We start from the raw sequence: 12,111 nt of genomic DNA, 5'->3' as shown, positions 1-12,111 counted from the left end.
CCGGACGATCTCCGGACGAATCCGGACAGAGAGGCTGACCCTGCGATGTCGAGACTGCTCGCTGCCACGCTGACCGTCGCGCTCGCCGCCGCCCTGGCCGTGGGCGCCGCGCTGGGCGTCGTCGCGCTGCTCGAAGCCACACCCGACCAGCCCAACACCCCCCTGATCACCTACGAGCAGACCGGGCAGGGGAGTTGACGGTGACGGCCGCCCGCACCGGAACCGTCACCACGCGCTCCGCCTGGCACGACGTACCGCGCTTCCAGGTGCGCAGGTTCGCGGCGATCGCCATGGCCGAGGCGCCCGCGCTCGCCGAGGAGATCCTCTGCGAGATCCAGCGCGAGTACCCGCACCTGCCCGTCGTCCTCGACGACTCCGGCGAGCCCATGGCCCTGGTCGGCATCCGCCGCGCCATCGAGGTCTTCGTGCAGCACCTGGAGCACTCGGAGGGCCGGCCCACCGTCCCGCCCGGCGTCTTCCAGGACTTCGGCCGCGGCGAGGGCCTCAACGGCCGCTCGCTCGACTCGCTCCAGGCCATCTACCGCATGGGCGTACGCCTGGCCTGGCGCCGCTTCGCCGACATCGGCCAGCGCGTGGAGATCCCGCCCCCGGCGATGTACGAACTCGTCGACGCGGGTTACGAGTACCTGGACGGCCTGGTCGACCAGTCCGTACGCGGCTACGCCGAGGCCGCGGCCCGCCAGGCCGGCGAACGCCTGCGCCTGCAACGCCGCCTGATGGAACTCCTGCTGGCCGAGCACCACCGCGGCGACCCCACCGAGGCCTTCACCGAACGCGCCGCCCGGATCGGCTGGCCCCTGCCGGAGAAGGTCGCGGTCGGCGTGCTGCTGCGACCCGCCCGGGAGGCCATGGCCCCCGCGGTCGGCCAGGGGGTGCTGCTCGACATGGAGTACGAGCAGCCCCGCATGGTCGTGCCCGAGCCGGACGCGGCAGGACGCCCCGAACTCCTGCACCGGGCCCTGGCCGGCTGGTCCGGCGCGATCGGCCCGCCCGTCCCGCTCGCCGACGCGGCGAAGTCGCTGCGCTGGGCCGAGGCAGCCGTACGCCTCATGGAACGGGACCTGCTCCCCTCGGGCGAGGTCCTCTACTGCACCGAGCACACCGAGGCGCTGGTCCTCCTCCAGCCCGAGGAACTGATCGACGACCTGGCCCTCAGATGCCTGGCCCCCCTCACCCACTGCGGCCCCACGCACGGCCGCCGCCTCGCGGAAACCCTCCTGGCCTGGCTGGAAACCCGGGGCGGAGCACCGGAGGTCGCGACCCGCCTCGGCGTCCACCCCCAGACCGTCCGCTACCGGCTCCGCCAGATCCGCGAACTGTGGGGCGACGAGATCGACGACCCCGACCGGCGCTTCGAACTGGAGCTGGTGCTGCGGGCGCAGCGGTTGCGGGGGGAGCTGGGGGCGGTGCGTCCGCGGCGGTGAGCCGGGCTGCACACCCGGCGATGATCACCGCCGCCCTGGTGTCACACCGCGGCCCGCTCCTTCGCCGTGGCCCGCCCGGATGCCGGAGCGTCCAGATGGGCCACCACCGAGGTGTGGAACCGTTGGACGGCGTCGTCGACGCTGCGGATGAAGCCGGACTCGGCGTTGCCGCGCCCGCTGCCCATGCCCTTGAAGAGGGACAGGCGGAAACCGGTGATGCGGGTGGCGCGGTCCTTCGGAAGCAGGTCCGCCGGTTCGGGCCGCAGCCGCTCCAGCGTGCCCCGGGGGCCGCCTGTCCCGCCTTCCACGAGCGTCTCGACGTGCAGATCCGCCGGTGCCTCGGCGAGGCGCCGGACCAGACGCTTGGCCCAGGTCAGGGGGTAGCCCTGCTCGGGTGCCGGGATCTCCACGGACGTACGCAGCTTGGCGGTCCGCAGATCCGCGCAGACGGTGAGCAGGCCGGGCGCGCCCTCGACGCGCAGCTCCGCCTGGAGCCTGCCCTCCGCGCACAACTGGTCGGCCAGGCGGGCGCGGCGGGCCCCGGGATCGATCCCGCGCCGGGTGCGCTGGGCGGGCAGTACCTTCTGCCCGAGCTCACCGCCGAGCCGCAGGCACACCTGGCGGATGAGCCGCTCCCAGCTCTCGACGACCTCCAGGGCGCGGGGGTCGCCCTGGCAGAGCGTCTCGTCACTGATGCCGTTGCGGACCGGTACCCAGGCCGAGCCCATGTTCTGGAACCCGTGGCAACCGGAGTTCTCGTGCTGGAGGTAGTGCAGGAGATCCTGGAGCAGCCAGGTGCGGGCCGCGTTCCCGACACCCTCGTGGCGGATCAACATCTGGGCCTGATGGGCCACTTCGGCCCACGACAGGTGCCAGAGAGCCACCTGGTGCTTGCGCCGCCGGTCGATCTTGACGTCGACGAGGGGGCTGCCCTCCAGCGCGACGTCGTTCGACAGCGTGATCACGGCCTCGTAGCCGCGGCGGGCCGCGATGTCCATGTAGGCCTGCACCTGATCGGACTTCAGGGAATTGCCGTTGGTCTTGGTCTCCACGAGCGCCGTCCACAGCTTCCCGGCGCGCTCCACGCGGATCACTCCGTCGGGGCGCCGAGGTGTGTCGCCGTGCGGCAGGGACACCTCGGTGAAGGTCTCCATACGGCCGGACGGCGCACCGAAGGGAGCGGTGATCCGCCTGCCGAACCGAGGTACCTGGGCCATCACCGACAACAGCACCGAGGTGGAGCGCATCTCCCGGTCCCGGTCGCTCTTGAGCGCCGACACCGGGAAGAGCCGGGCCTGCTTCCAGGACTCGTTCTCCGCCAGGCTCTTCACGGGCGCCCTGGGCGGCGTGACCTTCTTCTTCGCGGTCCGGGGCCGGGTCGTCCGCTTCTTCGGGGCAGCTTCCTCGTCGGCCGGCGGGCGCGGTGCCGGCACGGCCTCCAGTGTCGTCCGCGGCTCGGCGTCGGGAGGGACGACGGCGGATGATTCCTCCGCGACGGCCGCCGCGGAGTCGGCTTCGTCGTCCTCGATGTCGACCCCGAAGTCCGTCGCCAGCCCCGCCAGCCCGCTCTCGTACCCCTGCCCGACGGCCCGGAACTTCCACTCCTCACCGCGCCGGTACAGCTCGCCGAAGATGATCGCGCTCACCGGGCCGGCGTCGTCGATGACGAACCGGAGAAGACTCTCGCCGCCGGCGTCCGCCAGCGTCACCTCTTCAGATCGTCCAGCTCGCCGAAGCGCGCCCCCTCATACCGGCTCGCGGCCACGACGATCCGCTCCACATCGGCCGGGACCGCGGTCAGGTCGAAACTGATCCGGTCCTCGCTGCCGTCGCCCGTCGGCTCCTTGCCGAGGAGCTGCACGCTGCCGTCGGCGGCCACCGGGTTGTTGTAGAAGTAGAAGTCGGCGTCGCTGCGTACCTTGCCGTCCGCGTTCAGCAGCAGGACGGACACGTCGGCGTCGCCCTCACCGGTCGGGCTGGACCAGCCCAGACTGACGATCGCGGATTCGATGTTCTCGCTCAGGGCCGTCAGAGACACGTTCGAGCCCATGGTCATATCGCGCACAGAGATCCCCCCACCCTTGCGACACCTGTGACGTGTCGCACACAGGGCACTTTAATGTGCACTGAACGTGTCTGTGGCGTGCTCGTGGGTTTCCGCTCGCCGGTCCTCTGCCCATTGCCCGGGCAAACCTCTATGGCTAGCCTGTGTTCGTCATGCCGATCGCCTGTTGATATCTCGAACGTTGATATCGCGAACACAGGCGCCTGAGACATATAGGGAGGGGGCCGGTCGTGGGACGCCTCGTACCAGCCGTGACCCGGGCTCTCGACATTCTGGAGCTCTTTCTCGACGGGGACGGGACGCTCTCCGCCCCCGACATCGTGCGCAAGCTCCAGCTTCCGCGCACGACCGTGCACGAGCTGGTGACCACGCTCGCCGCCCGGAAGTACATCGTCCCCGTGCCCGGCCAGCCCGGACGCTACCGGCTCGGTGTGCGCCCGTACCAGCTCGGCGCCCGCTACGCCGAGCAGCTCGACCTCGCCGCCGAGGGGCAGCAGGTCGCCCGGTCCGTCGCCGAGACCTGCGACGAGACGGTGCACGTGGCGATCCTGGAGGACACGGACGTCATCTACATCGCCAAGGTCGACTCCACGCACGCCGTGCGGATGGTGTCGGCGGCCGGCCGCAGGCTGCCCGCCCACTGCACCTCCGTCGGCAAGATGCTGCTGGCCTCCCTTCCCGAGCACGAGCTCGCCGCGCGGTTCCCCGACGGCGCCGAGCTGGTCGCGATGACCCCCAACAGCATCACCGACCCGGCCGCTCTGCGCGAGACCCTGGCCGAGATCCGTGAGCGGGGCATCGCGGTGGAGAACCGCGAGTCCAACCCGGACGTGAGCTGCGTGGCCGCACCGGTCCGCGACCGCGCCGGCCAGGTCGTCGCCGCCCTGTCGATCTCCGTGCCCATGATCCGCTGGAGCGAGGACCGCCGCGCCGAGCTGGAGCAGCTCGCCGCGAAGGGCGCCGCCGAGCTGTCCGAGCACCTCGGTCACCGGAGCCTGGCATGACGACGACGCCGTACGAGGTCGCGGTACGGGCCGAGGCCGAGCTCGGCGAGGGGCCGACCTGGGACGCGGCGGCCGGCCGGCTCCTCTGGATCGACATCCTCGGCTGCCGGGTGCACACGTACGACCCGGTCACCGGGCGCCGCACGGTCCGCCGGACGGAACAGCACGTGGGTGCGGTCAAGCCGCGGGCCGGGGGCGGGCTGGTGCTCAACCTGCGCGACGGCATCGGTCTCCTCGACCCCGACGGCGACTCCCACGGCGACGCCCACGGCGGCTTCCGCTGGCTGCACCGCGAGCCCGTCCCCGGCCGCCGCGCCAACGACGCCGCCGTCGCGCCGGACGGCTCGTTGTGGGCCGGCACGATGCGGTACGACGAGGCGCCCGGGGGTGGGACGCTGTCCCGCGTCACCGGTGACGGCTCGGTCGATGTCGTGCTCGACGACGTGGCCGTCAGCAACGGCACGGGGTGGAGTCCCGACGGCCGGCTCATGTACTACATCGACACCCCGACCCGGCGGGTCGAGGTGTTCGACCACGCCGACGGGCGGCTGTCCGGGCGGCGGACCCTCGCCGTGATCGAGGACGGCGCGGGGCTTCCCGACGGGCTGACGGTGGATGCCGACGGATGTGTGTGGGTGGCGCTGTGGCAGGGGGCGGCGGTGCGCAGGTACACGCCGGAGGGGCGGCTGGATCGGGTGATCGAGTTGCCTGTGCCGTTGGTGACGGCGTGTGCGTTCGGTGGGGCCGGGCTGAGTGATCTGTACATCACGACGGCTCGGACGGGGCTGACGGAGCCGCCCGCGTTGGCGGGGTCGGTGTTCGTGGTGCCGGGGGCGGGGAAGGGACTGGCGCAGCCCGCGTTCGCAGGCTGACCGAGCTGCGGGCAGTCGTGCCGCTCGCAGTCGTGCCGCTCCAGCTAATCCAGCCCGGCGGCCTTCCGCTCCTCCGCCGTCAGCGGCGGAACCGTCAGCGCCGGCTTCAGCGGGCCCACCGCCGCCGCCAGCATCACCGAGGGCGTCAGCAGCACCCCCGCCCCCCGCTCCAGCGACGTCACGTCCGTCACCCGGCGGGCGATGCGGCCGTTGCCCGTCGCCGTGTGCATCAGCCGGTCGACGTACGCCGTCACGAGCCGGTCCCGGAGCGTGGGGCCCTGCTCCGTCGCGCCCGGGTAGAAGACGTCCTGCCCGATCGCCAGGTCCCAGGCCGCGCCGACCGGGCGGGACACCGCCTTCTGGATCAGCCGGGACAGTCCGGGAGCCGCCCAGCCGTGCCGCCGTACCGTGTCCCGCAGGAGCAGGGCGCTCTGCGCGGCGACGGCCAGGCCGTGCCCGTAGACCGGGTTGAACGCGGCGAGGGCGTCACCGAGGACGGCGAAGTTCGCGGGCCACACCGGCATCCGCTCGTAGAAGTGCCGGCGGTTGACGGTGGTGCGGGTGAAGGCCACGTCGGACAGCGGCTCGGCCCCTTCGAGCAGCTCGCCGATGACCGGGTGCCGCAGGTCCTCGCGAGCGAAGCGGACGAAGTCGTCGTTCTCCGGGGACGGCCGGCCGCCCCGGGTGCCGCACAGGGTGACGATCCACCGGCCCTCCTCGATGGGCAGCAGGAACCCGGCCCGGCCGGGCCCGCCCTCGCGCCGGTCGGGCTGCACGTTGACGACGGGGAAGCCGTCGCGGGCCGCGGCGGGGGCGAGGTAGAGGCGGCTGGCGTACGCCAGGCCCGCGTCGACCTCACGTCGCTCCGCCGGCGGCAGGCCGAGGGCGGTCAGCCACCGGGCGGCCTGGGAGCCGCGGCCCGAGGCGTCGACGACCAGGTCCGCGTGGACGGTCCGCTCCGGGCCGTCGTGGGGCCGGATCCGCACGCCCGTGATGGCCGCCTCCGTGCCGGTGAGTCCCACCGCCTCCGCCCGTTCGACGACCTCGATCCGCCGGTCGGCGAGGACCCGGGCGCGGACCGTGGCGTCGAGCAGGTCCCGGCCGGCGAGGATCACGTGGTGGGACTCGGCCCAGCGCCGGAACCAGCCCCGCGAACCCAGGGCCACGATGTCCGTCGTGACCGGCCGCCGGTTGGCCCCGGCCTCCCGGAGCACCCCGGTGATCCCCGGCAGCAGTTCCTCCATGGCCAGCACCCCGCCCGACCACAGCATGTGGGCGTGCCGGGCCTGCGGCAGTCCCTTGCGGGGGCCGGGGGAGGCGGGCAGCGCGTCGCGCTCCACGACGACGACCCGGTCGGCGACGTCGGCCAGGGCGCGGGCCGCGAGCATGCCGGAGTGGGATCCCCCCAGGACGACGGCGGTTCTGGCGGGGGTGGGACGGTCAGTCATGCGCGGGCGTTCTCTCTCCCGGGGGCGGCCGCGCGTGAGCGTACCGCCTCGATGTGGTCGCGGTGACGCAGGGCCAGGGACACGGCCTGGATCTCCTGGAGCAGGTAGGCGGTGTCGGGGCCGGACGGGGCGGCGGCGCTGTCGGTCTGCGGGGCACGCTCCCGCGCGGCGACGGCGTCCAGGATCGTGACGGCGGCGGCCAGGGCCTTCGCGCGGCCGGGCTCGAAGCCGAGGCCCAGGGCGGCGTCGTAGGAGCGCTCCCGCAGCTCCTCGTCGAGGTGCCGGGAGAGCTGGAGGAGCACGTCGCGGATGTACGTCTCGCGGCGGATCAGGCGCAGTTCGCCGGTGGCGCGCGGGGTGAAGGGGGCGCCGCCGCCGTTCACGGTGCGCATCAGCAGGTAGAGGGGGCGCAGCTGCCAGTGGGCGAGCCGGATGCGCCAGCGCTCGTGCAGGTACTGGCCGCCGTGCGGGATGATGAAGCCGATCGCGACCATCGTGGCCGACAGGCAGGCGGCCGAGGGTGCGACGTAGGTGCTCAGCCAGTCCAGGTCGTGGCCCGTCATCCGGGCGATGACGGCGGTGAGTTTGGCGACGTCGAAGAGCAGGTTCGTCGCGTAGCCGACGCCCAGGAACCTGAGGCCCCAGCGCAGCCAGGCGTCGAGGCCGTCGGTGCGGACCCAGTTCCAGATCAGCCGGGCCGTGACCGAGCAGGCCACGGTGTGCGCGAGCAGGTAGAGCAGGATCTCCTCGCGCATGAAGGGCGTGTTGGCGTAGTACGTGTCCAGGTCCCGGCGGCGTTCCACGGGGACGTCCGCGAGCCAGAACAGCACCCACAGGGTGACGACCACACCCGCGTAGGCGAAGACGACCCACCGGGCGGCGCGGCGCGTCGAGCCCGAGCGGTCGGACAGGCCGTTGCGCCAGGCGACGATCAGCAGCAGCCAGGACGCGCACAGCGCGGTGAGCAGCGAGTAGACCAGCGGTGCCGCGATGTTCGGCACGCCGGTGACGCGGTTGGTCCAGCCGATGACCGACGGGGACGCGAAGACGAACACGGCACAGGCGAACAGCAGCAGCCCGCCGACGGCCCGCAGCATCGGGTCCCGCCACATCCTCACCAGGCTGGGCAGCTTCATCACCAGGGCGATGGTCAGCGCCCCGATCGGCAGCCAGAAGGAGACGGAGAAGGCGTCGAGGACGTCCCGTGCGTGGGTCATCGCGCGCCGCCTCCACGTCCGCGGTAACCCATCGACCGCCGCACCGGATCGAGGGCGGGATACGGCTCATCGGGGACAGTGCCGTCCGCGAAGGCGCGGAACGCGGCCGCCAGCCGGTGCCCGAACTCGTCGGCCTCGGCCTCGTCCCGCTCGCGCGAGCCGTCCCGGGCCGCCACCGTCAGCGCCACGGACTTCCAGCCGGGCTCGCGGTCCAGGGCCCGGGCCGCCGCCGTACCGGCGGCATGGTGATGCCCATGCCCCGCGTGCAGATGCCACAACTCATGCCCGAGGATGACCAGTTGCTGCACGGCCTCGGCCCGCTCCTCGACGATGACCAGGTCGAAGTCCTGGAACTCCACCCACAGTCCGGTCACTTCGATCTCGTCGGGGAACCGCTCGAAGCGCAGCTCGACGGGACGCCCGCCCCGCCGCGCGCTCATCTCCTCGCACAGCGCCCGGCACAACGACCGTACGTCGGCGGGGACCTGCTCCCGCGCCCGCACCGCGGCGGCGAGCCCGGCGGCCAGGCCGCGCATGGCGGACCCGCGCCGCGACCGCCTGAGCGCGGCGGTGACCCGGGCTGCTCCAGCGCCCGCGATGCCCATCGCTCCCCCTTCTCACCGCCGGCCGACGGCTTGGCCGCGGGTCCGAGACTACGCGCCCGAAAGCTTTCGCGTCAGGCGATCCGAAGCCGGTAGTTCAGCGGAGAACGACCGTTCCTGCCCGAAAGTCGTGCCCGAAGTTCCGGACCGGCCATTGACGCGCAAGCGCTTCGAACTTACGGTCCCGTTCGAAGTCACGAGCACCTTCCGATATATCGAACACGACAGCAAGGGCAGGGCATGGGACGACCTGACCTGAATCGCAGGCAGCTTCTCGGCGGGCTCGGAGGACTCTTCGTCGCGAGCAGCTTCGGCTTCGCCGCGCTCGGCACGGGCGCCGACGCACTCGCCGCCGACGCCGACACCCGCGTGCGCTACTGGAACCTCTTCAGCGGCGGCGACGGGTCCAACATGATCGCGATGCTGGACGCCTTCCGTAAGGCCAACCCGGACATCGCGGTGAAGGACTCCACCCTCCAGTGGGGCAGCCCCTTCTACACCAAGCTCGCCATGGCCGCCGCGGGCAACCGCGCCCCCGACCTCGGCGTCATGCACCTGGGCCGGGTCACCGGCTTCTCACCCGGCCGCTTCCTCGACCCCTGGGACGTGGACCTGCTCGCCGAGTACGGCGTACGCGAAGCCGACTTCAACCCCGCGCTGTGGAAGCGCGCCGTCATCGACGGCAAGCTCTACGCCCTCCCGCTCGACATCCACGTCCAGCTCTGCTTCTACCGCAAGGACGTGCTGAAGAAGGCGGGCCTGCTCGGCGACGACGGCCGCATCGTGCCCGTCACCTCCGCCGACGAATGGTTCGGCGTGCTGAAGGAGGCGAAGAAGGCCACGAAGAAGGGGCTCCAGACCATCGGTCTGTGGCACAACGACCAGAACTTCCAGTGGTGGTTCTTCGTCGCCTTCTACACCCAGCTCGGCGGCACCTGGTTCAACGCCGCCGGCACCGAGGTCACCTTCGACACCGACAAGGCCACCCAGGTCCTTCAGTTCCTGCGCCGGCACCTCACGGACGGATACGCCGACCCGGGCTTCGGGGGCGCCGCGGGCGCCGAGCAGTTCCTCAACGGCTCCCCCTTCGTCTGGGAGGGCAACTGGTCGGTGCCGGTCTACTCCGGAGCGAAGCTCGACTACGGCGCCACCCCGCTGCCGCCCGTCTTCGGCAAGCCGGCCACCCACGCCGAGTCGCACGCCTTCGTCCTGCCGCACCAGTCCGACCGCGGCGGCGCCACCAACGAGGCCGCGCACCGACTCGCCGCCTACGTCGTCCGGCACGCTCAGCAGTGGGCCGCCGGCGGCCACATCCCCGCCTACACGCCGACCCTCTCCACCGCCGCGTACAAGGAGCTGAACCCGCAGAGCGAGTACGTGTCGGCCATGGACCACCAGGCCACCGAGCCGAAGGTGTGGTTCGCGGGCTCCACCGGCATCCTCGCCCAGCGCGTCGGCCCGATCGTCGCCGCCTCGACGATGGGCTCCGCCAAACCGGAGACCGCCGCCCGCCGGATGCAGGGCGCGCTCACCCAACTGCTCGCCATGAAGAACCCCATGGACGGCCACACAGCCGCGGAAGGAGGTGCGGCCGCGTGATGGCGACCAGCGCCCAGACCATCGCCGCACCCGCCCGTGCCAGGACCGTCGCCGACAGCGCCACCCTCCGCAGGCGTCAGGGCTTCCAGCACGGCGGCTGGTTCGTGGCCCCGTTCCTCGTCCTGTTCACGCTCTTCGTGATCTGGCCGCTGCTGCGCGGCGTCTACCTCAGCTTCACGGACGCCAACATCTCGGGCGAGGGCGCGAGCTTCGTCGGCCTCGACAACTACCGCGAGGCCCTCGACGACCCGCTGGTGTGGGACTCCCTCGGCCACAGCGCGTACTTCACGCTCCTGGTCGTCCCCTGCATCACGGTCCTCGCCTTCCTCCTCGCGATGCTCGCCCACCACATCGAGCGCGGCAAGTGGCTGTGGCGGCTGTGCTTCTTCGCCCCGTTCCTGCTGCCGTCGACCGTCGCCGCCAACCTGTGGCAGTGGCTCTTCAACCCCGGCACAGGAATGATCAACCACGTCTTCGGCATCGAGACGCCGTGGCTGATCGACAAGTCGTACGCGATGCTCGCCATCGTCATCCAGACCCTGTGGTGGACGGTCGGCTTCAGCTTCCTGCTCTACCTGGCCGCGCTCCAGGGCATCCCGGGCCACCTCTACGAGGCCGCCAAGCTCGACGGCGCGAACGCCTGGCACCGCATGGTCCACATCACCCTGCCGATGCTGCGCAACATCACCGGCCTCGTCGTCGCCCTGCAGATCCTCGCCTCGCTCCAGGTCTTCGACCAGGCCGTCGTGATGATGGACTTCCTCCCCGGGCCCGAGGGATCGACCCGCACCTTCGTGCAGTACACCCTCGAAGAGGGCTTCACCAGCTACCGCGTGGGCTACGCCTCCGCCATCTCCGTCATCTTCTTCGTGATCATCGCGGCCGTCGCCCTCGCCCGGATGTGGCTGCTGCGCACCCGTGAGGAGACCGCCCGATGACCACCGCCGTACCGGTGAAGCCCCGCAAGGCGTGGACCCCCAGCCAGATCGTGCTGACGCTGCTCGGTGCGGCCGTCTCGGTCGTCTTCCTCGCCCCGTTCGCATGGGGCCTGTTCACGTCCCTCAAGTCGGAGACCGAGGCCGTCGAAGTTCCGCCGCACTGGCTCCCGGAGGACTGGACGGGCCAGGCCTGGAAGGCCCTCTTCGAGACCGGCAACATCACCAACTGGTTCGTCAACTCCGTGGTCGTCTCGGTCTGCGTGACGTCTGTGGTGCTGCTGGTGAGCGCACTGGCCGGATACGGCTTCGCCCGCACCGAGTTCCGCGGCAAGAAGCCCCTGATGGGCCTGGTCATGGCCGGCCTGATGATCTCGCCCGCCGTCCTCGGCGTGCCGCTGTTCACCACCGTCCAGCAGATGGGCATGGTCGACACCTACTGGGGCATGATCCTGCCGCAGTGCGCACCCGCCGCGATGGTCTACATCCTCTACAAGTTCTTCCAGGGCATCCCGCGCGAACTGGAGGAGGCCGCCTTCATCGACGGCGCGGGCCGCTGGCGCGTCTTCTTCACCATCGTCCTCCCGCTCTCCCGCCCCTCCCTCGCCGCGGTCGGCATCTTCACGTTCATCGCCTCGTGGAACAACTTCCTCTGGCCGTACATGGTGACCAACAACCCCGACCTGATGACCATGCCGAACGGCATCGCGACCGTCATGAACTCCTACGGCATCCAATGGGCCCAGCTCATGGCCGGCGGCCTGATGGCGGGCCTGCCCCTGATCATCGTCTTTGTGTTCTTCCAACGCCAGATAGTGGCTGGCGTCGCGCACACGGGCCTGGCAGGCCAGTAGTAGACGAACCCAGGGGCGCGGGGAACTGCGCGAACGACCCCCACGACCCGCAGCCGCCACTGAACAGAAC

At 71.5% G+C, this 12,111-nt stretch carries 10 protein-coding genes and 1 pseudogene; 7 read left to right on the top strand and 4 right to left on the bottom strand.

Annotated features, from left to right (window positions below):
* Window positions 1-45 precede the first annotated feature (45 nt).
* Entirely contained in the window at window positions 46-198 is a 153-nt protein-coding gene (locus CP976_RS42900; protein ID WP_167537335.1) for a hypothetical protein, read from the top strand.
* 2 nt (window positions 199-200) lie between these two features.
* On the top strand, window positions 201-1,445 hold the full coding sequence (locus CP976_RS14130) for a PucR family transcriptional regulator (RefSeq protein ID WP_150480678.1): 1,245 nt from the start codon (window positions 201-203) through the stop codon (window positions 1,443-1,445).
* Window positions 1,446-1,486: 41 nt separating this feature from the next.
* On the opposite strand, the pseudogene CP976_RS14125 reads toward CP976_RS14130, so the two are convergent.
* Window positions 1,487-3,501 (bottom strand): annotated as a pseudogene (locus CP976_RS14125) (TerD family protein).
* 239 nt (window positions 3,502-3,740) lie between these two features.
* On the opposite strand from CP976_RS14125, the gene CP976_RS14120 reads away from it, so the two are divergent.
* Together CP976_RS14120 and CP976_RS14115 are read left to right on the top strand one after the other, a co-directional pair.
* Window positions 3,741-4,514 (top strand): IclR family transcriptional regulator, encoded by a 774-nt coding sequence (locus tag CP976_RS14120; RefSeq protein WP_150480677.1) that lies wholly within the window; start codon window positions 3,741-3,743, stop codon window positions 4,512-4,514.
* Window positions 4,511-5,386 carry an SMP-30/gluconolactonase/LRE family protein gene (locus CP976_RS14115; protein ID WP_150480676.1) on the top strand — a complete coding sequence of 292 codons (876 nt, stop codon included), beginning with the start codon at window positions 4,511-4,513 and terminating at the stop codon, window positions 5,384-5,386. The genes CP976_RS14120 and CP976_RS14115 overlap by 4 nt, the downstream gene beginning before the upstream one ends.
* 44 nt (window positions 5,387-5,430) lie before the next feature.
* Here CP976_RS14115 and CP976_RS14110 read toward each other — a convergent pair whose 3' ends face one another.
* From CP976_RS14110 to CP976_RS14100, 3 genes are read right to left on the bottom strand one after another with little or no spacing between them, the layout of a single operon-like run.
* On the bottom strand, window positions 5,431-6,834 hold the full coding sequence (locus CP976_RS14110) for an NAD(P)/FAD-dependent oxidoreductase (RefSeq protein WP_190146797.1): 1,404 nt from the start codon (window positions 6,832-6,834) through the stop codon (window positions 5,431-5,433).
* The gene (locus tag CP976_RS14105) at window positions 6,831-8,051 is read right to left on the bottom strand and encodes an MAB_1171c family putative transporter (protein WP_150480675.1); all 1,221 of its coding nucleotides are present in this window, start codon (window positions 8,049-8,051) and stop codon (window positions 6,831-6,833) included. The genes CP976_RS14110 and CP976_RS14105 overlap by 4 nt, the downstream gene beginning before the upstream one ends.
* The gene (locus CP976_RS14100; RefSeq protein WP_190146798.1) at window positions 8,048-8,656 is read right to left on the bottom strand and encodes a toxin-antitoxin system, toxin component family protein; all 609 of its coding nucleotides are present in this window, start codon (window positions 8,654-8,656) and stop codon (window positions 8,048-8,050) included. The genes CP976_RS14105 and CP976_RS14100 overlap by 4 nt, the downstream gene beginning before the upstream one ends.
* 237 nt (window positions 8,657-8,893) lie before the next feature.
* On the opposite strand from CP976_RS14100, the gene CP976_RS14095 reads away from it, so the two are divergent.
* Genes CP976_RS14095 through CP976_RS14085 form a run of 3 tightly spaced genes read left to right on the top strand, consistent with a single transcriptional unit; the run spans window position 8,894 to window position 12,041 of the window.
* Window positions 8,894-10,252 carry an extracellular solute-binding protein gene (locus CP976_RS14095; RefSeq protein ID WP_150480674.1) on the top strand — a complete coding sequence of 453 codons (1,359 nt, stop codon included), beginning with the start codon at window positions 8,894-8,896 and terminating at the stop codon, window positions 10,250-10,252.
* On the top strand, window positions 10,252-11,190 hold the full coding sequence (locus CP976_RS14090) for a carbohydrate ABC transporter permease (protein ID WP_167537334.1): 939 nt from the start codon (window positions 10,252-10,254) through the stop codon (window positions 11,188-11,190). The genes CP976_RS14095 and CP976_RS14090 overlap by 1 nt, the downstream gene beginning before the upstream one ends.
* The gene (locus tag CP976_RS14085; protein ID WP_150480672.1) at window positions 11,187-12,041 is read left to right on the top strand and encodes a carbohydrate ABC transporter permease; all 855 of its coding nucleotides are present in this window, start codon (window positions 11,187-11,189) and stop codon (window positions 12,039-12,041) included. Before CP976_RS14090 ends, CP976_RS14085 begins: the two co-directional genes overlap by 4 nt.
* Window positions 12,042-12,111 lie beyond the last annotated feature (70 nt).

This window comes from Streptomyces coeruleorubidus, from assembly GCF_008705135.1.
GTDB classification, from domain to species: Bacteria; Actinomycetota; Actinomycetes; order Streptomycetales; family Streptomycetaceae; genus Streptomyces; species Streptomyces coeruleofuscus.
This window is presented reverse-complemented; position numbering and strand designations above follow the sequence as displayed.

What these genes read in the sequence shown, in the direction of transcription:
- CP976_RS42900 (WP_167537335.1), top strand. Translation starts at nt 46, where the DNA reads ATGTCGAGACTGCTCGCTGCCACGCTGACCGTCGCGCTCGCCGCCGCC.
- CP976_RS14115 (WP_150480676.1), top strand. Translation starts at nt 4,511, where the DNA reads ATGACGACGACGCCGTACGAGGTCGCGGTACGGGCCGAGGCCGAGCTC.
- CP976_RS14110 (WP_190146797.1), bottom strand. Translation starts at nt 6,834, where the DNA reads ATGACTGACCGTCCCACCCCCGCCAGAACCGCCGTCGTCCTGGGGGGA.
- CP976_RS14105 (WP_150480675.1), bottom strand. Translation starts at nt 8,051, where the DNA reads ATGACCCACGCACGGGACGTCCTCGACGCCTTCTCCGTCTCCTTCTGG.
- CP976_RS14100 (WP_190146798.1), bottom strand. Translation starts at nt 8,656, where the DNA reads ATGGGCATCGCGGGCGCTGGAGCAGCCCGGGTCACCGCCGCGCTCAGG.
- CP976_RS14095 (WP_150480674.1), top strand. Translation starts at nt 8,894, where the DNA reads ATGGGACGACCTGACCTGAATCGCAGGCAGCTTCTCGGCGGGCTCGGA.
- CP976_RS14090 (WP_167537334.1), top strand. Translation starts at nt 10,252, where the DNA reads ATGGCGACCAGCGCCCAGACCATCGCCGCACCCGCCCGTGCCAGGACC.
- CP976_RS14085 (WP_150480672.1), top strand. Translation starts at nt 11,187, where the DNA reads ATGACCACCGCCGTACCGGTGAAGCCCCGCAAGGCGTGGACCCCCAGC.